We start from the raw sequence: 19,063 nt of genomic DNA, 5'->3' as shown, positions 1-19,063 counted from the left end.
GGACGATACCGGATTTGCCCTGCATGGCAAAGCGTTCAACGTCTTGCAGAGCAGCGAGGCCCCCCCCATATTACCAGCATTGGCCGCCAAAACGGGGCCGAGACCCGCAGATCGCTTGCCAAAGGATGTGCCTGATGACGAAACTGACCCTGGGATCATACCCTTTCTTGTTGGGATTTGACCAACTGGAGCGGCTGGTGGAACGCACTGCCAAATCCGGCAATGACGGCTACCCGCCTTACAATATAGAACAAAACGGCGATAATGCCTACCGCATCACGCTGGCGGTTGCAGGCTTTGCCGAAGGCGATCTGTCGATCACGGTCGAGGACCGGCAACTGGTGATCCGGGGCCGGCAGAGCGACGAAGACGACACCCGCGTGTTCCTGCATCGCGGTATTGCGGCGCGTCAGTTCCAGCGGTCATTCGTGCTGGCGGAAGGTGTCGATGTGGCCGGTGCGTCAATGGAGCACGGGCTGTTGCATATCGAGCTGAAGCGCGCCGTTCCCGATAATGTGATCCAGACCATTGAGATCAATGCCGGAGGGCAAAGCGATGCATGAACCGAAACCCTTTGCGCGGCCGGGCGAGCGTCCCATTGTCTATGTCCGGCAGGTCGATGTTGCGGATTTGCCCGATGACATCCGCGCCCAGGCCGAAGGGGCGGGGCTGAAGCAGCTCTACGCCATCGGCAATGAAGACGGCGAGCAACTGGCCCTGGTCCGCGACCGGGAGCTGGCCTTTGTGGTTGCGCGCCAGAATGACATGAAGCCGGTCAGCGTTCATTGATGGGCTCTGGCCTCGCGCGATCGGCCCGGCACTGGGTTTTCCTGTGCCGGGCCGTAAATCGCGGCCCGATCAGGCGGTGATCAGCCCCATCGATTCGAGCTTCAACAGCACCTGCTGCGCGCAACTATCCACATCCACGCCCTCGGTTTCGACCACCAGTTCAGCATTTGTGGGTGCCTCATAGGGGTCCGAGATGCCGGTGAATTCCTTGATCTTGCCTTCGCGTGCCAGTTTATACAGGCCCTTGCGGTCGCGGCGTTCGCATTCCTCAAGGCTGGTGGCAACATGCACCTCAATGAAGGAGCCAAAGCTTTCGATCATTTCACGCACCGCGCGCCGGGTTGCGGTATAGGGCGCAATTGGTGCGCAAATCGCAATGCCGCCGTTTTTGGTGATCTCGGAGGCGACATATCCGATGCGGCGGATGTTGATGTCACGATGTTCCTTGGAAAATCCAAGCTCGGAAGACAGGTGTTTGCGCACGATATCGCCATCGAGCAGGGTCACCGGGCGCCCGCCCTGTTCCATCAGCTTGACCATCATCGCATTGGCGATGGTGGATTTGCCGGACCCTGACAGGCCGGTGAAAAAGACGGTAAAGCCCTGGTTGGAGCGCGCCGGCCGGGTGCGGCGCAATTCGCTGACGACGGCAGGGAACGAGAACCATTCCGGGATCTCCAGCCCTTCAGAGAGACGCCGGCGCAGCTCGGTGCCGGAGATGTTGAGAACAGTCACGTTTTCGCGGTCCGCGATTTCATCATTGGGTTCATACTGGGCCCGGTCCTGGACATAGACCATGTGTTTGAAATCGACCATCTCGATGCCCATTTCCGCCTGATGGGTGCGGAACAGATCCTGCGCCTCATAGGGGCCGTAGAAATCCTCGCCCTGGCTGTTCTTGCCCGGCCCGGCATGGTCGCGCCCGACAATCAGATGGGTGCAGCCATGGTTCTTGCGGATCAGCCCGTGCCATACGGCCTCACGCGGGCCGGCCATGCGCATGGCAAGGGTCAAAAGGCTCATCGTGGTGGTTGAGGACGGGTATTGATCCAGCACCGCCTCGTAGCAGCGCACGCGGGTGAAATGGTCGATATCGCCGGGTTTGGTCAGGCCGACAACCGGGTGAATCAGCAGGTTGGCCTGGGTTTCCTTGGCGGCGCGGAAGGTCAGTTCCTGATGCGCGCGGTGCAGCGGGTTGCGGGTTTGAAAGGCGACGATGCGGCGCCAGCCCAGTTTGCGGAAATAGGCGCGCAATTCGTTGGGCGTATCGCGGCGGGCGCGGAAATCATAATGCATCGGCGGCGCGATGCCGGTAATGGCCCCCCCCAGATAGACCGGCCCCGCGATATTGTGCAGGTAATTCACCGACGGATGCGCGATGTCATCGGCCCCGAACACCATTTCAGCCTCGCGCGCCTTGTCGGGCAGGTATTTGTCATCCAGCGACAGGATCGCCAGGATGACACCTTCGCGATCGCGCAGCGCGATATCCTGGCCGGGCTCGACCGTGGCGGCAAATTCCTCGGACACATCCAGCGTGATCGGCATCGGCCACAGCGCACCATCGGCCAGACGCATGTTTTCCACGACGCTTGTATAATCGGTTTCGGTCATGAACCCCTTGAGCGGGCTGAAGCCGCCATTCATCAGCAATTCGATGTCGCAGATCTGGCGCGGCGTCAGATCCCAGGAGACCAGATCGGCGGCCTCGCGCTTGAGCTTTTGCGCCGAGTCGGGCGAGACATAAAGCTCCTGAATCGGGGACAGGTGGTTTTGCATGGTTTGGGTCCTGTGCTTTAGGGAAAGAAGGCCGCTCGCCGCGCCGGTCAGCTCGGCGTGGAGGCGGTCGTAATCGGCAAGTTTACGGGCCAGAAACCGGTCGGTGAGGCGGGCCTTTTCGGCCGCCCCGCGCGAGGTCAGCGCATAGGCAAAGCGCTGGCGCCGGTCTGGTCCCGGACGGTCGGTGATCTTGACCAGCCCGGCCTCGGCCACGCCGCGCAGCAGCGCGTTGAGCCGCCCGAGCGAGATATCGAGCGCTGCGGCCGTCGCCCGCTGCGCGGCGTCCGGTGCCGTGTCAAGCTGGCGCAGGAGGCGAAAGAGCAGGTCGTCGTCGGGCAGGGGTGGTGCGGTCTGGCGGGCGGGCATGGCGGGTCTCGAAGTATGTTCATCGATGAACACATCTCATATCCTGCACCCGCAGAAAAGAGCCAATTGCCCGGCATCGGGAATTTTCGCCAGCGTGACGCATCTGCAACGCGAAAAACCCCGTGGCAACGGGTTCAGGGGGCGTTCTTTGGTCTGTCTCCGGCCTCAGCCGTCCTGTTCGGCCAGAAACTTCTCGGCATCCAGCGCCGCCATGCAGCCCATGCCGGCGCTGGTCACGGCTTGACGGTAGATATGGTCGGTCAGATCACCGGCGGCGAACACACCGGGGATCGTGGTGCGGGTCGATCCGGGCTCGACCACCACATAGCCGCCATTATGGGTTTCCAGAGCATCCTTGACCAGTTCCGATGCGGGCGCATGGCCAATGGCAATAAAGACGCCCTTACAGGGGATCTGGGTTATCTCGCCGGTCTTGACATGGCGCACGCGCACCGCCTCGACCCCTTTGGGATCGTCGGTGCCGATCACTTCTTCCAACTCGTGAAACCACAGCGGCGTGATCTTGGGGTGCTTGAGCAGCCGGTGTTGCAGGATCTTTTCGGCGCGCAATTCATCGCGGCGGTGGATCAGCGTCACCTTGGAGGCGAATTTGGTCAGAAACAGCGCCTCTTCGACCGCCGTGTTGCCGCCGCCGATCACCACGATCTCCATGCCGCGATAAAAGAACCCGTCGCAGGTGGCGCAGGCCGAGACGCCGAAGCCCTTATAAGCCTCCTCGGATGGCAGCCCCAGCCATTTCGCCCGCGCGCCGGTGGCCAGGATCACCGCGTCGGCGGTATAGGTGGTGCCGCTGTCGCCGGTGGCGGTGAAGGGACGTTTCGAGATGTCCAGATCGGTGATGATATCGCCGATGATGTCACAGCCCACCGCCCTGGCATGGGCCTCCATCCGGATCATCAGATCAGGGCCCTGCACTTCGGTATCGCCCGGCCAGTTCTCCACTTCGGTGGTGGTGGTCAGCTGGCCGCCCGGCTCGATCCCCTGCACCAGAACAGGCTCCAGCATGGCGCGGCTGGCGTAAATTGCGGCCGTATACCCGGCCGGGCCGGAGCCGATGATCAAAACGCTTGTGTGACGGGTTTCAGACATGGCAGGAGGCACCTCGGCAGGGGATGAACAGGCTGTCAGAGGCGATATAGAGAGGCCGGACCGGCAAGGGAAGGGGGCATTCTGCCGCTTGCAATCGGCGAAGATTCATTTCACATCTTGCGCCCCCTTGTAATAATCTTGCGCAAGGGGCATTGAAGACATCAGGAATGTTAAACCCAACCCCAACGGAGGTCCGCCGCATATGCCCGGAGCCAAACTCGATCAGACCGACCGCATGATCCTGGCCGAATTGCAGGGCGATGGCCGCATGACCAATGTGGAACTGGCCAGCCGGGTGGGCATTTCAGCGCCGCCCTGCCTGCGCCGGGTCCGCACGCTGGAGGAACAGGGCTATATCCGCGGCTATCATGCCGATGTGAACCCGCGCCTGTTGGGGTTCGAGGTGCAGGTTTTCGCCATGGTCGGCCTGCACAGCCAGGCCGAGGCCGATCTGGTCGCCTTTGAGGATCGCTGCCGCGCCTGGCCCCTGGTGCGCGAATGCCACATGCTGAACGGCGACATCGATTTCATCCTGAAATGCGTGGCCCCCGACCTCAGCGGTTTCCAGAGTTTTCTGACCGAGCAGTTGACGGCGGCCGACAATGTGGCCTCGGTGCGCACCTCGCTGGTGATCCGGCCCGCCAAGGATGATCCCGGCGTGCCGTTCGATGTGCTGGAAAGCCTGATTTCGAACCGGGAGTAGGGCCCAATGCTGCCAATCAATCCGGCCCGCGTCAAAGCCATATACGCACAGGCGATGGCGGCGCAAAAGGCAGGGCGTCTGGATGCGGCGCTGGCGCTTTATACGCAGGTTCTGACCCTGCGCCCCGATCTGGCCGAGGCGCAGTTTCAGATTGGCCAGATCCATGCCGCGCGCGGCAACCGGGCCAAGGCCGAGGCGGCGCTGCGCAAGGCGCTGAAAGCGCGCCCGCAGGAGCCTGCGATCTGGGCCGCGCTGGCCAGGACCCTGCGCGGGGCTGCGCTGAATAAATTGCGGGCAGAGGCGGCGCGGGCGGGCATGACCCTGGATGGAGAGCCCGACATCGCGGCGCTGCTGGCCCGGGTGCGGGGCGGACAGGCTGAGGCCGCCGAGGCCGAAGCGCTGGCGCTGGTGCGCAAATTTCCCGACGCCGCACGCCCGGCACTGGCGCTTGGTGCGGCACGGGCGGCGCAGAGCAAATGGGGCCAGGCCCTGCCGGCGCTTGAAAAGGCGGTGGAACGCGACCCGTCCAGCCCGATGGCACAGATGCTGTTGGGCGAAGTGCTGTTGAATATGGGGCAGGTCTTTCGCAGCGAAGAGGCCCTGTTGGCGGCCAAAACCCTCGGGGCGGATGTGGCCATACCGCTGGCGCGTTTGCTGCGCGACACCTGCCGCGATGGCGCGGCGGAACAGGTCTTGGCGCGGGCCGGTGCCAGCGGCCGGCCTGGCCCGCGCCTGTTGAGCGATCACGCCATGGCCCTGGCCGCGCTGCGCCGCCCGAAAGCGGCCGTGCGCGTGGTTGAAAAGGCGATTGCGGCGGGCGCACCGGCGATCACCAGGGGGCGATTGGCCTTGGCGATGTCGAACGAAGGCGATGTCGATGCCGCCCTGACCCTGGTCAAGGCGGCGCGGGCCCGTGATCCCGGCAATACCGACATGGCAACCCTGCACGGCCAGTTGCTGCAAACGGGGGGTGATTTCGACGCTGCGCGCCCGGTTTTGATGCAGGCCATCTCCGCCAGCCCTGACGCCGCCGAAGCCATCCTGTCCTATGTCGGCGGTGGCAAACTGGCCGCGGATGATCCGATCCTGCCGGTGTTGCAGGCGCGGGTGGGTGATCTGTCGCTTCCGACCGCGTCGCGCCGATCCCTGGCTTTTGCCATGGCCAAGGCGCTTGAGGATCTGGGCCGGTATGATGAGGTATTTGGCCATTTGCATCGCGCCAATCGGCTGATGAAATCCGAGTTTCCCTACCGGTTCGAGAATGAGCGCGCCCATGTTCAGGCGGTCATGGATGCCTACCGCGTGCTCAAGGGCCGCGATCTGGCGGGCGCTGCGCCGCAGGATGCGCCGATTTTCGTCACCGGCATGGCGCGCTCGGGAACGACGCTGGTCGAGACCATCCTGTCGGCCCACAGCATGGTGACAGCGGGCGGTGAATTGCCCTATTTGACGAAAGCGCTGGCACGCGTGATCGATATGGCCAAACTGGCCCCGGACCGGGTCGACGATGCCCTGGTCACTGCCGGGCAGGATTATATTGCCACGGCCAGGCGGCGCACCGGCACCGAACCCATTTTCACCGACAAGGCGATATCGACCTATGCCCGGATCGGGCTGGCGGCGATGGCGCTGCCCAATGCGCGGTTCATCGTGCTGAAACGTGACCCGCGCGATGTCGGCCTGTCGATCTATCGCAACATGTTCACGCCGGGGGCGCATCTCTATGCCACTGACCTTGGCGATATTGGCCGCTTTATCCGCCAGCATGACGCCTTTGTGGAGTTTTGGGGCAATGAGATGCCCGACAAGGTGCATGTGGTGGAGTATGAGGCGCTGACCGCCGATCCCGAACCGGTCATCCGCGATCTTGTGGCCGCCGCCGGGCTGGAATGGCAGGACGCCTGCCTGGCACCGCACAAGGCGACGCGGTCCGTGGCAACGCTCAGCTTTGCGCAGGTGCGACAGCCGATCTATCGCGGCTCGGTTGCGGCGTGGAAACGCTATGAAAATGAGCTGGCACCGCTTTTCGAGGCGCTGGAAAAGCCGGTGACGCTGTAACCTGCGGTGCCCGGCACCCGGAATGGCCGGAAACAGAAAAAAGGCGGCCATTTTAGCCGCCTGCATTCTGGTCGTCCCTGCCGGTCTGGCCGGGCCTACGCGGTTTGGGCCGCGCGGGCCGCCATCCGGGCGCGATTGCGTTTGCCGCGTGCCCAGGGCATCTCAATCGGTTCTTTCCGGCTTTCTTCCAGAACCCGTTCCATCCAGCGCCGTTTTGTCATTGCTCATGTCCTTATTCATTGCCCTTCTGGGCTTTGCCAATCCCGTTTTGCGGGTTGCGGACACTCTGGCGGAACTTTCGGGCAGTGTTACGGCCAAGCCCCTAATTTCCGGTAAATCCCCGGGGCAAAAATGTGGCAGTGTTTTCACCTGTAATCCTTGGGTTTTTGGCGCGCGCCTTGCGTCAATCCGGGCACCAATGCGGCGGGGCCTGCCCCAACTGCGCCCAAATTTGCCCCATAGCGCATTAAATTTGGCGGATCTGCCCCGGATATCAGAGCCGAATCGCGGAAATGAGTCGCCCGTAATCAGCCTCGCCGCGCTGCGTGGCGCGGCGATAGGAAAAGAACCTGTCGGCATCCGAGAAGGTGCAATGGCGGGTCCATTCGGCCTGACCGACACCGGCAGCGCGCAACCGCGCCAGACCATAGCCCGGCAGGTCAAAAAGATAGCGGTCACCGCGGCCATTGGCGAAAAACCGGGTATTGTCGCGGTCTTCATCAATGAAGCGTTCGACCAATTCGGGGCCAACCTCATAGGCACGCTGGCTGATCGAGGGGCCGATGACGGCGTGGATATTGGCGCGTTTGGCCCCCAGCTTCTCCATCCGATCCAATGTCGTGTCCAGAATACCATCCAGCGCCCCGCGCCAGCCGGCATGCGCCGCGCCGATCACACCCGCCGCCTGATCGGCCAGCAGAACCGGCTGGCAATCGGCGGTCAGAATGGCAATGGCGGTGCCGGGGGTGGCGGTGACGATGGCATCGGCCTCGGGCCGGGGTTCGGGCTGCGTGTTCCTGACCACCACGGCGATATCGGAATGGGTCTGGTGGACAGTGACCAGCCGGGCCAGCGGCACCTGCATGGCATTGGCAACCCGGGCCCGGTTCATATCGACGATCGCGGTCTGATCCGATGAGCCGATGCCGCAGTTGAGGCCCCGGAAGATGCCCGAGGACGCGCCGCCGCGCCGGGTGAAGAAACCGTGCCGGAGGCCTGCCAGCAGGTCAGACGTAATGATCTCCAGATGCGGGACGGCGGTCATGGCTCAGGCGGGCTCCAATCCGGGCGGCGGCGGGCTGTCTGATGGGGTCAGGGCCAGCACTTTGAAGAGCGTTCCCATTTCTGCCGGGTGCGTCAAGCGTCTGTGTGCCGCGATATGATCGTCCAGCGCATCGCCGCCAAGCGATCTGGCAAGCGCTTCGGCGCGCGCGGTGATGCCGAGCCGTTCCAGAAACACACCCTGCGGGGTCAGCTCCGAGGCAAGCGCCGGTGCGGCGGCCCGCGCCAGCGGCGCAAAGGCCACATGCGCGCTCAGGTCGGCCTGCCCGGGGCTTGCCAGCACATCGACCGGGGCGTGGCCCTGCACCGCCTGCAACGTGTCGCCAATGCTGAATTCATCGCCATAATCGATGATCAGCGCCGCCCCGCCATGGCTGGCAATCAGGCGGCCGATATCCTGGATAATGGGCAGCGCGGCGCTGTTATGTTCGACGATCTGGCCTTCCTGCGTGCCGGCCAGCCGATCGCCGATCGCGGCAACGGGGGTTTCGGGGCCCAGACCCCAGACCAGCGCGCCCTCCTCGACACCGATCTGACGTTCGTGCCAGGCATTGGGGCCGCGCTGAAACTGGCGGATCGGCAGGGCGTCAAAGAACTCATTCGCGATCAGGAATACCGGCATCTCGGGCAGGGTTCCGGGATGGTCGTGAAAGGTGATTTCGTGGCCATCAAGGGCGGCACTCTGGCGCGCGCGCAGGCTGGGCGAGACCTCGACCAGATGCAGGCGCATTGCGGCGTGAAACCCCGGCACGCGGGCGGTGGCGCGCAGGGCATCGGCCAAAAGCGTGCCGCGACCGGGGCCAAATTCGGCCAGCGCGAATTCCCCCGGCGCGCCCTGATCGATCCAGACCTGCGCCAGCCACAGGCCGATAAGCTCGCCGAACATCTGCGAAATTTCGGGGGCGGTGGTGAAATCACCTGCCGCCCCCAGGGGGTCGCGCGTGGTATAATAGCCATGCACCGGATGCAGCAGGCATTCGGCCATATACTCGGCAACCGATAGCGGCCCGGTTCGCGTGATCCGTGAAATCAGCGCCTCTGATAGCGCTGTCATGCCGTCTGTCTGCGCGCCAGACTGCGGGCATAAACCACGATAAGCAGCCCGCCGACCAGCATCGGCAGCGACAGGATCTGGCCCATCGAAAGCCCGGCCTGGCCCACGGACAGGACATAGCCCATCGGATTGTCGGGGGTGATGAACTGGGCATCCGCCTGCCGGTAAAACTCGATGATGAACCGGCCAAGACCATAGCCCGCAATAAACAGCCCCATGACCTGACCGGGAACCTTCAGCGCGCCGCGCCGCCAGGCCAGATAGAACAGGACCGCGCCCAGGATCAGCCCCTCCAGCACGGCCTCATAAAGCTGCGACGGGTGCCGCGCGCAGACCAGCGTGCCCGCCAGATCGACCAGCCCCTCGGGGCCGGCGCAATCCTGCGCCGCAAAGCCCGGAAAAATCACCCCCCAGGGCGCATCGGTGGGCCGGCCCCACAGCTCGGCATTGATGAAATTCGCCAGCCGCCCGAAAAACAGCCCGACGGGCGCCACCATGGCCATGGCATCGCCCACCTGCGCCATCGGCAGCCGGTTGAGCCGACAAAAGATCAGCCCCGCAACCACAACACCCAGAAACCCACCATGAAAGGACATGCCGCCCTGCCAGATTTGCAGAATCTCGGCCGGGTTTTGCAGATAATAGGCCGGCTGATAGAATATCACATAGCCAAGCCTGCCGCCCAGGATGACACCCAGAATCACCCAGGTCAGCAGGCTCTCGACATGCTCGGCCGTCATCGGTGCGGTATCACGCGGCCACAAGGCCGGGCGCCGCACCGCGCGCGTTACAACCCGCCAGCCGATCACCAGCCCGGCGATATAAGCCAGCGCATACCAGCGCAGCGCAAACTCCATGAAGCCAAGATCAATTGAAAACAGATTGGGTGAGATATTGGGAAACGGGATCGCTGCTGGTAACATGGTGGCCCTGCCTTTGGGTTAAGCACTGGTTGGATGGCCGCGCGCTGCGGCGATGTCAACCTTGATGCCGGGCGGCGAAAGGGCCATATGAAGACCCAAGCGACAGGAGCCATACCCATGCAGACCCGCAACAAGATCATGGAAGATATAAGTCAGTTGATGACCAACGCAATGGGCGTGGCTCAGGGCGCGAAGGATGAGGCCGAGACGGCCGTGAAATCGGTGATGGACCGCTGGCTGGCCGATCGTGATTTCGTCACCCGCGATGAATTTGACGCGGTGCGCGCGATGGCCCAGAAAGCGCGCGAGGAAAACGAGGCGCTGAAGGCCCGGATCGACGCGCTGGAAGGCAAAAAGGGCTGAGTTCCGCCCATGTGATGGAAACCCTTTGTTTCCGCGAAATGCCCGAATGCCCTTGAAATGACCGATTTCAGCCCGCCAACGGCGCGGTTGCAGAGGTAATGTGGTTGCAAGCGCGGTTGCGCCCTGTCTGCCACAGCCCCACGAAAGCGATCATGTTCGGTCTCAGCACTTATATCAGTCTCATTCTTGTTTTCGCCATATTACTGGCCGTGGTCGTCGCGCTGCCCTGGATCCGGGGCCGCGTTCAGCGGCGCGTGCGCGACTTCGCGCAGGACGCGGTGGCCCCCTTGGACACGGTTCGCACATATCCGGGCAGCGGCCGACGCGACCGCAACCTGCCACAACCGCGAACCTGACAACCGGTTCGATCCCCCCCTGAGAAATCTGTGGATAGGTCGCGCCCGCGGCCCTTTTGACCGTGATCTTCTGAAATTACTGCTTTACAGAATGGCCCTGACCCTCCACCATATCTGGTATGGGGTCGGGTTTGCCCCGGCGACCCATAGTAGAGGCACCCAGCTTCTAGTAGGGCGTGCGGATCCTCGGATCTGCCGCTTTACCGGGGCTGCCAACGAAAAAAGAGGCCTGGGCAATGTCACTATCCGAGCAGTATCTGGAGGTCGACGACCTTCATCCCATCGACATCGTTGAAACCCTGGCGACCCATCATGACTGGGATTTCGACCGGGTTGCCGATGATCAGATCGCAATGGCCATCGAAGGGCAGTGGCGCACCTATTCGGTGACGCTGGCCTGGTCTGCCCATGACGAAACGCTGCGGATGATCTGCACCTTCGACATGGAACCACCCGAAGGCAAGCTGCCCGCACTCTATGAAGTGCTGAACCTGACCAATGACAGATGTTGGGCCGGGGCCTTCAGCTATTGGCATGCGCAGCGGCTGATGGTGTATCGCTACGGTCTGGTGCTGGCGGGTGATCAGATGGCCAGCCCGGATCAGATCGCCTGCATGGTCGAAACCGCCGTGTTGGCCGCAGAACGGTATTACCCGGCCTTCCAACTGGCCTGTTGGGGCGACAACACCCCCGAACAGGCGATGCAGGTTGCCATTGCAGAGACCTACGGCCGGGCCTAACCTTGACCGGCGATTAAAGCCGGGGGATGGGATGAGTTTCAAAGATATCAAGGCGCGCGGCCTGGTGATGCTGGGCTGCGGCAAGATGGGCCAGGCGATGCTCGAGGGCTGGTTGGCCGGTGGCTTGGCACCCGAATCGGTCTGGGTCATTGACCCACACCCATCTGATTGGGTGCAGGCCCAGGGGATGCAGATAAATGCCGGCCTTCCCGACAATCCCGCGGTTGCCATCGTCGCGGTCAAGCCGCAATTCATGGACACAGCCCTGCCGCAGCTGAAACCGGTCGGCGGCGGCGGCACATTGATTGTCTCGGTCGCGGCGGGCACGCCAATCGCGGTGTTTGAGGCCGTGCTCGGTCAGGGCACCCGGATCATTCGCGCCATGCCCAATACACCCGCCGCGATCGGCAAGGGGATCACGGCGATCATCGGCAATGACGCGGCCGGGCCGGGCGATATTGATCTGGCCGAGGCGCTATTATCGGCCGTCGGGCAGGTGGTGCGCCTGCAAACCGAAGATCAGATCGACGCGGTCACTGGCGTTTCCGGCTCCGGCCCGGCCTATGTGTTCTACATGATCGACACGCTGGCGGATGCGGCCCGCGCCGAGGGCCTGCCCGATGCGCTGGCGATGCAATTGGCGCGGGCCACCGTTGCCGGCGCGGGCGCATTGGCCGAGGCCTCCGATGAGACCCCGCAACAGCTGCGCATCAATGTCACCTCGCCCAATGGCACCACCCAGGCCGGGCTTGAGGTCCTGATGGATGCGCGCACCGGCCTGGCCCCGCTGATGCGCGCCACCGTGGCTGCGGCCGCGGGCCGGTCGCGCGCATTGAAAGGCTAGCGTCAATGAGCGATGAGATTGGTTTTGATGATTTCCTTAAGGTCGATATCCGGGTCGGCACCGTGGTCCGGGCCGAGCCCTTTCCCGAAGCGCGCAAACCGGCGATCAAGCTCTGGGTTGATTTCGGTGGCGACCTGGGGGTGCGAAAATCCTCGGCCCAGATCACGGCGCATTACGCGCCCGAGGATCTGATTGGCCGTCAGGTCATGGCAGTGGTCAACTTCCCGCCCCGCCAGATCGGTCCGATGCGCTCCGAGATCCTGGTGCTCGGCCTGCCTGATGCGCGCGGCGAGATCGTCCTGATCGCCCCGGATCAGGTGGTGCCCATCGGCGGGCGGATGCACTGATGCGGATGCTGATTTCCCGCGCCCTGCCGGCATCGGTGATGGCGGCGGCAAAGACCCGTTTTGATGTCACCGCGCGAAACGGCACCGGCCCGATGTCCGAGGAGGAATGTATCGCCGCGCTGGCTGATCATGATGTCATGCTGGTCACGCTTGGCGATGCGCTGACGGCGCGCGTTTTCGAAGCGGTCAAAGTGCCGCGCCGCCGCCTGATCGCCAATTTCGGCGTCGGCTACAACCATATTGATGTGGCAGCCGCCCATGCCAAAGGCATCGCGGTGACCAACACGCCGGGGGCGGTGACAGATGCGACCGCCGATATCGCCATGACGCTGATCCTGATGACGGCGCGGCGCGCCGGCGAAGGCGAACGGCTGCTGCGCGCAGGTGCCTGGACCGGCTGGCACCCGGTGCAGATGCTGGGGCTGCACGTCACCGGCAAACGGCTCGGCATCATCGGCATGGGACGCATCGGACAGGCCGTAGCACGGCGCTGCCATTTTGGCTTCGGGATGCAGATCGCCTATGCCAGCCGCAGTGAAAAGACGCTCGATTTCCCTGCAACATATATGGACCTGCCCGATCTGATGGCCGGCTGCGATATCATCGTCGTCGCGGTTCCCGCCGCGCCGGAAACCCGTCACCTGATCGACGCCCGGGCGCTGGCCATGATGCAACCGCACGCCATATTGGTGAATATCGCACGCGGCGATATCATCGATGAGGCGGCGCTGATTGCGGCTTTGCAGGCAGGCCAGTTGGGCGGGGCGGGTCTCGATGTCTATGAATTCGAGCCAAAAGTGCCCGAGGCATTGATAGAAATGGAGAATGTCACGCTGTTGCCGCATCTGGGCACGGCAGCACTTGAAGTGCGCGAGGCGATGGGTCAGATGGCGCTGGCCAATGCGGTGGCCTTCGCCGAAAATCAACCCCTCCTGAACCCGGTCTGAAGGCCGATGGACCACCCCGTTCTGCATCTTTCATCTTGGTGAAAATACCTCGGGGGGTTTGGGGGGCTGGCCCCCCGACCGGTCGGCGCGCCGCAGGCGCGTCGACCCCGACCCGACCCGGCCACGCCCCGGTTTCACGCTTTCGGCCGGTCCCCGACCGCTTCCCTGAAATGGGCCCGGCACAGCGAAACATAGCGGTCATTGCCACCAACCTCGACCTGCGCCCCGGTCCGCACCGCGTCGCCGTTTTCATCCACCCGGATCACCATCGTGGCCTTCTTGCCGCAATGGCAGATGGTGCGCACTTCGCGCATTTCATCGGCCAGCGCCAGCAATGCCGCAGACCCCGGAAACAGCTCACCGCGAAAATCGACCCGCAGCCCATAGCACATCACCGGCACGCCCAGATCATCGACCGCGCGGGCCAGTTGCCAGACCTGATCGCGGGTCAGCCATTGCGCCTCATCGACCAGCACGCAGGCACAGGGACCATCGGCCAGACGGGCGGCGATCATTGCAAACAGGTCGCTCGACGTTGAATAGGTATCGGCCTCGGCGGCAATGCCGATTCGGCTGCCTATCTGGCCCTTTCCGGCCCGGTCATCGAAATTCGCCGTCATCAGATAGGTCTGCATGCCGCGTTCGATGTAATTATACGAGGCCTGCAACAGCAGCGTCGATTTTCCTGCATTCATCGTCGAGTAATTGAAGAACAGTTTTGCCATATCCAGCTTTTCCGGTTCCGTTTGATCCGATGTATCGGCTTTCGCGTTCGAGCCACCGGCGAGAGGCAGAGAAAAGCGATTCACTGTCAACCGGAAACGATCTAGGATGTGCCAAAGCCGCACCCGGGCCGCAAGCTCCTGTTGCGGATCTATCGGAGAAAAAGGGGGGGCCATGTCCGACGCGCCGCAATATGATATCGACCCGGCGGGCTTTTGGGCCGATCCCTATCCTGACCTCAAACAGATGCGCGAAACCGCCCCCATTGCCTATGTGCCACAGCTTGGCGCGACCCTGATCACCCGGCGCGACGATATTTTCACCCAGGAAAAACGCATTGACATCTTTTCCTCGGATCAGCCCGACGGGCTGATGACGCATCTGATGGGGCAGAACATGATGCGCAAGGATGGCGATGCCCATATGGCCGAGCGCCGGGCGATTTTTCCGGCGGTTTCGCCAAAGACGGTCAAGGATGTCTGGCGCGCCTATTTCAAGGTTGCGACCACGGTCATCCTGGATGAGCTGGAGGATCGAGGCGGCTGCGATCTGGTCGCCGATTTCGCGATGCCGGTCGCGGCCGAGGCGCTGAAATCGCTGACCGGCCTGACCAATATGAGCTACCGCGAGATGGACCGCGTCAGCCAGGGCATGATCGACGGCTGCGCCAATTACGCGGGCGATATCGAGGTCGAGATCAATTGCAAGGATTGCACCAATTCGATCGACAACCATATCGACACCCGGATGCCGGTTCTGCGCGCGGCCCCCGACCATTCGATCTTGTCGGTGATGATGCAGGCGGGGCTGTCGCATTCGCAGATCCGGGCCAATATCAAACTGGTGATTTCGGGGGGCCAGAATGAGCCGCGCGATGCCATCGCGGGCACCGCCTGGGCGCTGATGACCCATCCCGAGCAATTGCGCCTGGTCAAGGATGGCACCATCAGCTGGCTGCGCGCCTTCGAGGAATATTCCCGCTGGATATCGCCCATCGGCATGTCACCGCGCCGGGTGGCGCAGGCTGACACGGTGAACGGCGTCACCTTCGAACCCGATGACCGGGTATTTCTGATGTTCGGGTCCGGCAATCGCGATGCGGCCCATTTCGCGCGCCCCGATGATTTCGACATCACCCAGGATGCCACCGCATCGGTGAGTTTCGGGGCCGGCCCGCATTATTGCGCCGGGGCCTGGGCGGCGCGCTGCCTGGTTGCCGATATCGCCCTGCCGATGCTGTTCGACCGCCTGCCGCGATTGCGCGCCGAACCGCTCGATGGCACCCGGATCGGCGGCTGGGCATTTCGCGGGCCACTGAGCGTGCCCGTTATCTGGGACGCCTGAGCCTGCGCCGCGGGCGGCGCTATCATCGAGGCTTTCGCAAGGCTGTTCAAACATCACGCCCGGATCCTTGGCCGCCTTCATCACGCGGAGCGCCTGCGCCCGGCTTCAGCCGGGATTGGCATCGTAAGGGATACGCTCGCCCTTTGGCTGCGGGGCCTCAACATCGCGGAAACTGGCTATGTCGCGATCGACATCGCCGCCGATCTTGACGGATTGGGCCACATATCGACGTCGAAAACGGTGATGCGGGTGATCTTGATGACTTGACCACCTGGTGGCTGAACCCCGCGACCGGCCACCCCGTCAGGACGGGCGCGCTGCCCCAGGCGGGGTCATCTGCGTCGGGTTCGGCTTGCGTCGCGCCGGTCGTGGCTTCGGACACCGCCTTGGAATACCAGCCGGAACGGGTGTTCACATCGGTGTTGTTCAGACCGCAGGCGGCGACCTTGATCAGCACCTGATGGGCCGTGGGTGTCGGTCAGTCGTCGCGCCATTTATATTGGTCGAGGCCGCCGTGATCGTGCAGCACCATGGCCTTCATTGTTGTAGGAAACATCGGGAGCGCTCCTTGTTTTCGAGGGCCTCGGATCGCTGGCGCGATCCGACCCGGGTTGCGGACAGGTCTGGTGGCATTGTGTTTCGGAGCAAGCCTGCGCCAAAGCTGTTGCGCCATGAGTATTTTTGCAAAGAAGAAGCGGGACGGGTCATGGCGCATCGGTCCGGGGGGGTGTTTTGGCGGTCGCAGGCGGGGGCGGAGAGTGCGCGGGTGGCCCTGTGCCTGCGTGCTGGTCGATGAGGCGCAATGGCTGAGCCGCGATCAGGTCTGGCAACTGGCCCGCGCGGTCGATGATCTGGGCGTGCCGGTGATGCGCTATGGGCTGCGGGTCGATTTTCGGGGTGAGCTGTAAATCGGTTTCGTCGCGCTGGCGCGCGCCGACCGGGCCGTGTGAAGTCGAACCCTACCGCTGCGTCTGTTCTGCTTGGCAGGTGCCGCGCCGGGATATTTGCGGCGCAAAGAAGGCGGGTGTGGTCTTGCGGTGCCAGAGGTTGGATTTTCGGGTGATTATTTCGCTTGGCGATTCGGCGCGGATTTGGCACAGAATTGCCCGGCACACCGAATTGGGGAGAGACGTTCATGTCCAAGGTTGCCGATATCACCGCCCATCCCAACATGTCGCATTGGGCCGAACGGGTGGACCTTGCCGCGGCGTTCCGCTGGACCGCACGTCTGAACCTGCATGAAGGGGTGGCGAACCATTTCTCGATCGCCACCAATGACGCGGGCACCAGGTTCCTGATGAACCCCAATCAGATGCATTTTTCACGCATCAAGGCCAGTGATCTGATTGAGGTCGATGCCAGAGATCCCGACAGCCTGATCGGAATCGACGCCGATATCACCGCCTGGGGGTTGCATGGCGGCATCCACCGTCATTGCCCCCATGCCCGCTGTGCCATGCATGTCCATTCCATCCACGCCACCGTTCTGGCCTGCCTGGCCGATAGCCGCTTGCCGCCCATCGACCAGAATTGCGCCACCTTCTTCAACCGGATGGTGATTGACGAACATTACAACGGGCTGGCGCTGGAGGAAGAGGGCGAGCGCTGTGCGGCGCTGTTTTCCGACCCCCGCCACAAGGTCATGGTGATGGGCAATCATGGCGTGATGGTGATCGGCGACACCGTCGCCGACACCTTCAACCGGCTGTATTATTTCGAGCGCGCCGCCGAGACCTATATCCGGGCGCTGCAGACCGGGCAGCCCTTGCGGGTGCTGTCCGATGAGGTGGCGGAGAAAACGGCCCGGATGCTGGAGGAATATCCGGAGCAGGACGTGCGGCATCTGGCAGAGCTGAAGGCCATTCTGAATGAGGAAGGCTCAGATTACGCGATGTGAAGGAGGGCCGGGCGATGGCGGGTGACTGGCTATGGTGCCACGATCATCCGGGACAAGCTGTTCGGGTCCTGGCATGATGGCACCGACGCGGCCCGCGCGCGCATGCGGGCATGGGTGGCCGCGCGCCGGCGGTCGGCCGTTACAGCCTTGGCGAAAGGGGAGATTTCCCATTCCGGCCGCACTTGGCGCGGGCTGTCAAACCGGATAGACCAGAGCGCACGGGGCGCAGGGCGGGCCATCAGCATATGGACAGCGATCACAAGTTTCTGATGACGCGGATTGCGGGGGGCGACAAACAGGCCCTGGCCGCGCTTTACCGGGCGCTGGAACGCCCGGTCTACAAGTTTATCATCTCCAGAATGAACGATCCCCACGAGGCAAACGACATACTTCATGAAGTGTTCATGGATGTCTGGCGTTCGGCCGACCGTTTTGAAGGGAGATCCAAAGTGCAGACCTGGATTTTTGGCATAGCCTATCGCAAAAGCATCGACGTGATGCGCAAACGGGGCCGGATGGACCTGACCGACCAGACCTTCGATATCGTCGATGACAGCCCCGATGCCGTGACCTGTCTGGCCGCGGGCCAGGAGGCCGAGCATGTGCGCCACTGTCTCGAAACGCTGAAGGATGACCATAGATCGGCCATCACGCTGGCCTTCTATCAGGACATGACCTATGGCGAGATCGCCGAGGTGGCGGGCGTGCCCGAAGGCACCATCAAGACCCGCATCTTTCACGCCAAGAAATTGTTGCTGCGCTGCTTGTCGGGCCGCATCGAGCGGGGGGCGGCATGATGACCCGTGATGATCTGAACGCGCTGCTGCCCTTCCACGCCAATGGCACGCTTGAGGGGGCCGAACTGGCCGCCCTTGACGCCGTCCTTGAAACCGACGCCGATCTGCGCGCCGAACTGGCCGCGCTGCAGGCCATCCGCGAGACCCTGCAGGCCGAGGACGTCCAAAGCCCCGGTGAACTGGGGCTGGCCCGGTTGATGCGCGATATCGAGGCTGAAACCCGCACCGACATGGCCCCGCCTGCTGCCAATGACAATGTGGTGCCGCTGGCCCGTCTGCGCATCTGGCAGGTCGCTGCCGCCGTGGTGCTGGCCGTGGGGCTTGGCGTCAACATGCTGCCCGAAATGGGCCGCGCGCCGGATATGGAAAGCGCCATGTCGGACAGCCCGGCACCCGCCGCCGAACAGGGGTTTGCGCTGGCCTCGGGCGGCCGCGCCGATTTCACCGTGATCTTTGCCCCCGACGCGACCGAGGCGCAGATCCGCAGTTTGCTGCTGGAGGCGGGCGTCGAAATCACCGGTGGACCATCGGCGCTTGGCCTTTATGGGCTTGGCCTGTTAGAGTCAGGCACAGATGACGCCGCGCGCTCCATATTGGCCGCCTCGGGGATCATCGAAGAGTTGCAATAGACTTTTTCGAGGC

At 63.2% G+C, this 19,063-nt stretch carries 21 protein-coding genes and 1 pseudogene; 15 read left to right on the top strand and 7 right to left on the bottom strand.

Going from position 1 to position 19,063, the window contains the following annotated elements:
* Nucleotides 1–134 precede the first annotated feature (134 nt).
* Nucleotides 135–563, top strand: coding sequence for an Hsp20 family protein (locus ACW8PS_RS13845; RefSeq protein ID WP_491528079.1), 429 nt, complete (start codon nucleotides 135–137; stop codon nucleotides 561–563).
* Nucleotides 556–789, top strand: a complete 234-nt coding sequence (locus ACW8PS_RS13840) for a DUF1150 family protein (protein ID WP_491528078.1) — start codon at nucleotides 556–558, stop codon at nucleotides 787–789. The genes ACW8PS_RS13845 and ACW8PS_RS13840 overlap by 8 nt, the downstream gene beginning before the upstream one ends.
* 69 nt (nucleotides 790–858) lie before the next feature.
* On the opposite strand, the gene ACW8PS_RS13835 is transcribed toward ACW8PS_RS13840, so the two are convergent.
* The gene (locus tag ACW8PS_RS13835; RefSeq protein ID WP_491528077.1) at nucleotides 859–2,934 is read right to left on the bottom strand and encodes a bifunctional sulfate adenylyltransferase/adenylylsulfate kinase; all 2,076 of its coding nucleotides are present in this window, start codon (nucleotides 2,932–2,934) and stop codon (nucleotides 859–861) included.
* 165 nt (nucleotides 2,935–3,099) lie between these two features.
* Nucleotides 3,100–4,044: a thioredoxin-disulfide reductase gene (gene trxB, locus ACW8PS_RS13830; RefSeq protein ID WP_491528075.1), complete on the bottom strand. Its 945-nt coding sequence runs from the start codon at nucleotides 4,042–4,044 to the stop codon at nucleotides 3,100–3,102.
* A 202-nt stretch (nucleotides 4,045–4,246) separates the two neighbouring features.
* On the opposite strand from trxB, the gene ACW8PS_RS13825 reads away from it, so the two are divergent.
* Together ACW8PS_RS13825 and ACW8PS_RS13820 are read left to right on the top strand one after the other, a co-directional pair.
* Entirely contained in the window at nucleotides 4,247–4,747 is a 501-nt protein-coding gene (locus tag ACW8PS_RS13825; RefSeq protein ID WP_491528074.1) for an Lrp/AsnC family transcriptional regulator, read from the top strand.
* 6 nt (nucleotides 4,748–4,753) lie between these two features.
* Nucleotides 4,754–6,805 (top strand): tetratricopeptide repeat-containing sulfotransferase family protein, encoded by a 2,052-nt coding sequence (locus ACW8PS_RS13820; protein WP_491528073.1) that lies wholly within the window; start codon nucleotides 4,754–4,756, stop codon nucleotides 6,803–6,805.
* Between the two features lie 95 nt (nucleotides 6,806–6,900).
* Here the strand turns inward: ACW8PS_RS13820 and ACW8PS_RS13815 are convergent, their stop codons facing one another.
* The 4 genes from ACW8PS_RS13815 to lgt form a co-directional block, all read right to left on the bottom strand.
* Nucleotides 6,901–7,026 carry a hypothetical protein gene (locus ACW8PS_RS13815; protein ID WP_491528072.1) on the bottom strand — a complete coding sequence of 42 codons (126 nt, stop codon included), beginning with the start codon at nucleotides 7,024–7,026 and terminating at the stop codon, nucleotides 6,901–6,903.
* Between the two features lie 272 nt (nucleotides 7,027–7,298).
* Nucleotides 7,299–8,069, bottom strand: coding sequence for a peptidoglycan editing factor PgeF (gene pgeF, locus ACW8PS_RS13810; RefSeq protein WP_491528071.1), 771 nt, complete (start codon nucleotides 8,067–8,069; stop codon nucleotides 7,299–7,301).
* Nucleotides 8,070–8,072: 3 nt separating this feature from the next.
* Complete coding sequence (locus tag ACW8PS_RS13805) at nucleotides 8,073–9,140, bottom strand: class I SAM-dependent methyltransferase (protein ID WP_491528070.1); 1,068 nt, start codon at nucleotides 9,138–9,140, stop codon at nucleotides 8,073–8,075.
* Nucleotides 9,137–10,063, bottom strand: a complete 927-nt coding sequence (lgt, locus tag ACW8PS_RS13800; RefSeq protein WP_491528069.1) for a prolipoprotein diacylglyceryl transferase — start codon at nucleotides 10,061–10,063, stop codon at nucleotides 9,137–9,139. Before lgt ends, ACW8PS_RS13805 begins: the two co-directional genes overlap by 4 nt.
* Nucleotides 10,064–10,180: 117 nt before the next feature.
* Here lgt and ACW8PS_RS13795 point away from each other — a divergent pair, with 117 nt between their 5' ends.
* From ACW8PS_RS13795 to ACW8PS_RS13770, 6 genes are all read left to right on the top strand, one after another.
* On the top strand, nucleotides 10,181–10,426 hold the full coding sequence (locus ACW8PS_RS13795) for an accessory factor UbiK family protein (protein WP_491528068.1): 246 nt from the start codon (nucleotides 10,181–10,183) through the stop codon (nucleotides 10,424–10,426).
* 152 nt (nucleotides 10,427–10,578) lie between these two features.
* Entirely contained in the window at nucleotides 10,579–10,782 is a 204-nt protein-coding gene (locus tag ACW8PS_RS13790) for a hypothetical protein (RefSeq protein ID WP_491528067.1), read from the top strand.
* Nucleotides 10,783–11,018: 236 nt separating this feature from the next.
* Nucleotides 11,019–11,522 (top strand): type III secretion system chaperone family protein, encoded by a 504-nt coding sequence (locus ACW8PS_RS13785; protein ID WP_491528066.1) that lies wholly within the window; start codon nucleotides 11,019–11,021, stop codon nucleotides 11,520–11,522.
* A gap of 31 nt (nucleotides 11,523–11,553) precedes the next feature.
* Nucleotides 11,554–12,366: a pyrroline-5-carboxylate reductase gene (proC, locus tag ACW8PS_RS13780; RefSeq protein ID WP_491528065.1), complete on the top strand. Its 813-nt coding sequence runs from the start codon at nucleotides 11,554–11,556 to the stop codon at nucleotides 12,364–12,366.
* 5 nt (nucleotides 12,367–12,371) lie between these two features.
* A complete protein-coding gene (locus ACW8PS_RS13775) occupies nucleotides 12,372–12,713 on the top strand; it encodes a tRNA-binding protein (RefSeq protein ID WP_491528064.1) in 342 nt (113 codons plus the stop codon).
* On the top strand, nucleotides 12,713–13,660 hold the full coding sequence (locus ACW8PS_RS13770) for a 2-hydroxyacid dehydrogenase (RefSeq protein WP_491528063.1): 948 nt from the start codon (nucleotides 12,713–12,715) through the stop codon (nucleotides 13,658–13,660). The genes ACW8PS_RS13775 and ACW8PS_RS13770 overlap by 1 nt, the downstream gene beginning before the upstream one ends.
* 134 nt (nucleotides 13,661–13,794) lie before the next feature.
* Here ACW8PS_RS13770 and ACW8PS_RS13765 read toward each other — a convergent pair whose 3' ends face one another.
* Nucleotides 13,795–14,385 (bottom strand): thymidine kinase, encoded by a 591-nt coding sequence (locus ACW8PS_RS13765; protein ID WP_491528062.1) that lies wholly within the window; start codon nucleotides 14,383–14,385, stop codon nucleotides 13,795–13,797.
* Nucleotides 14,386–14,557: 172 nt separating this feature from the next.
* On the opposite strand from ACW8PS_RS13765, the gene ACW8PS_RS13760 reads away from it, so the two are divergent.
* The 5 genes and pseudogenes from ACW8PS_RS13760 (at nucleotide 14,558) to ACW8PS_RS13740 (ending at nucleotide 19,050) form a co-directional block, all read left to right on the top strand.
* Nucleotides 14,558–15,727, top strand: coding sequence for a cytochrome P450 (locus ACW8PS_RS13760; RefSeq protein ID WP_491528061.1), 1,170 nt, complete (start codon nucleotides 14,558–14,560; stop codon nucleotides 15,725–15,727).
* A gap of 764 nt (nucleotides 15,728–16,491) precedes the next feature.
* Nucleotides 16,492–16,632, top strand: a pseudogene (locus ACW8PS_RS13755) (thymidine kinase); the annotation flags it as partial.
* A 230-nt stretch (nucleotides 16,633–16,862) separates the two neighbouring features.
* Nucleotides 16,863–17,624 (top strand): class II aldolase and adducin N-terminal domain-containing protein, encoded by a 762-nt coding sequence (locus tag ACW8PS_RS13750; RefSeq protein WP_491528060.1) that lies wholly within the window; start codon nucleotides 16,863–16,865, stop codon nucleotides 17,622–17,624.
* A 245-nt stretch (nucleotides 17,625–17,869) separates the two neighbouring features.
* Nucleotides 17,870–18,421, top strand: coding sequence for an RNA polymerase sigma factor (locus ACW8PS_RS13745; RefSeq protein ID WP_491528059.1), 552 nt, complete (start codon nucleotides 17,870–17,872; stop codon nucleotides 18,419–18,421).
* Complete coding sequence (locus ACW8PS_RS13740; protein WP_491528058.1) at nucleotides 18,421–19,050, top strand: anti-sigma factor; 630 nt, start codon at nucleotides 18,421–18,423, stop codon at nucleotides 19,048–19,050. Before ACW8PS_RS13745 ends, ACW8PS_RS13740 begins: the two co-directional genes overlap by 1 nt.
* The last annotated feature ends 13 nt before the right edge of the window (nucleotides 19,051–19,063 follow it).

This window comes from Alterinioella sp. (genome assembly GCF_058343375.1).
This window is presented reverse-complemented; position numbering and strand designations above follow the sequence as displayed.

Bases quoted from the DNA above. Each gene is read 5' to 3' on its own strand.
- ACW8PS_RS13760 (WP_491528061.1), top strand. From the start codon at position 14,558: ATGTCCGACGCGCCGCAATATGATATCGACCCGGCGGGCTTTTGGGCC.
- ACW8PS_RS13765 (WP_491528062.1), bottom strand. From the start codon at position 14,385: ATGGCAAAACTGTTCTTCAATTACTCGACGATGAATGCAGGAAAATCG.
- ACW8PS_RS13835 (WP_491528077.1), bottom strand. From the start codon at position 2,934: ATGCCCGCCCGCCAGACCGCACCACCCCTGCCCGACGACGACCTGCTC.
- ACW8PS_RS13845 (WP_491528079.1), top strand. From the start codon at position 135: ATGACGAAACTGACCCTGGGATCATACCCTTTCTTGTTGGGATTTGAC.
- ACW8PS_RS13820 (WP_491528073.1), top strand. From the start codon at position 4,754: ATGCTGCCAATCAATCCGGCCCGCGTCAAAGCCATATACGCACAGGCG.
- pgeF (WP_491528071.1), bottom strand. From the start codon at position 8,069: ATGACCGCCGTCCCGCATCTGGAGATCATTACGTCTGACCTGCTGGCA.
- ACW8PS_RS13785 (WP_491528066.1), top strand. From the start codon at position 11,019: ATGTCACTATCCGAGCAGTATCTGGAGGTCGACGACCTTCATCCCATC.
- ACW8PS_RS13840 (WP_491528078.1), top strand. From the start codon at position 556: ATGCATGAACCGAAACCCTTTGCGCGGCCGGGCGAGCGTCCCATTGTC.
- ACW8PS_RS13795 (WP_491528068.1), top strand. From the start codon at position 10,181: ATGCAGACCCGCAACAAGATCATGGAAGATATAAGTCAGTTGATGACC.
- ACW8PS_RS13790 (WP_491528067.1), top strand. From the start codon at position 10,579: ATGTTCGGTCTCAGCACTTATATCAGTCTCATTCTTGTTTTCGCCATA.
- ACW8PS_RS13750 (WP_491528060.1), top strand. From the start codon at position 16,863: ATGTCCAAGGTTGCCGATATCACCGCCCATCCCAACATGTCGCATTGG.
- ACW8PS_RS13740 (WP_491528058.1), top strand. From the start codon at position 18,421: ATGACCCGTGATGATCTGAACGCGCTGCTGCCCTTCCACGCCAATGGC.
- lgt (WP_491528069.1), bottom strand. From the start codon at position 10,063: ATGTTACCAGCAGCGATCCCGTTTCCCAATATCTCACCCAATCTGTTT.
- trxB (WP_491528075.1), bottom strand. From the start codon at position 4,044: ATGTCTGAAACCCGTCACACAAGCGTTTTGATCATCGGCTCCGGCCCG.
- ACW8PS_RS13815 (WP_491528072.1), bottom strand. From the start codon at position 7,026: ATGACAAAACGGCGCTGGATGGAACGGGTTCTGGAAGAAAGCCGGAAA.
- ACW8PS_RS13745 (WP_491528059.1), top strand. From the start codon at position 17,870: ATGGACAGCGATCACAAGTTTCTGATGACGCGGATTGCGGGGGGCGAC.
- ACW8PS_RS13805 (WP_491528070.1), bottom strand. From the start codon at position 9,140: ATGACAGCGCTATCAGAGGCGCTGATTTCACGGATCACGCGAACCGGG.
- proC (WP_491528065.1), top strand. From the start codon at position 11,554: ATGAGTTTCAAAGATATCAAGGCGCGCGGCCTGGTGATGCTGGGCTGC.
- ACW8PS_RS13825 (WP_491528074.1), top strand. From the start codon at position 4,247: ATGCCCGGAGCCAAACTCGATCAGACCGACCGCATGATCCTGGCCGAA.
- ACW8PS_RS13770 (WP_491528063.1), top strand. From the start codon at position 12,713: ATGCGGATGCTGATTTCCCGCGCCCTGCCGGCATCGGTGATGGCGGCG.
- ACW8PS_RS13775 (WP_491528064.1), top strand. From the start codon at position 12,372: ATGAGCGATGAGATTGGTTTTGATGATTTCCTTAAGGTCGATATCCGG.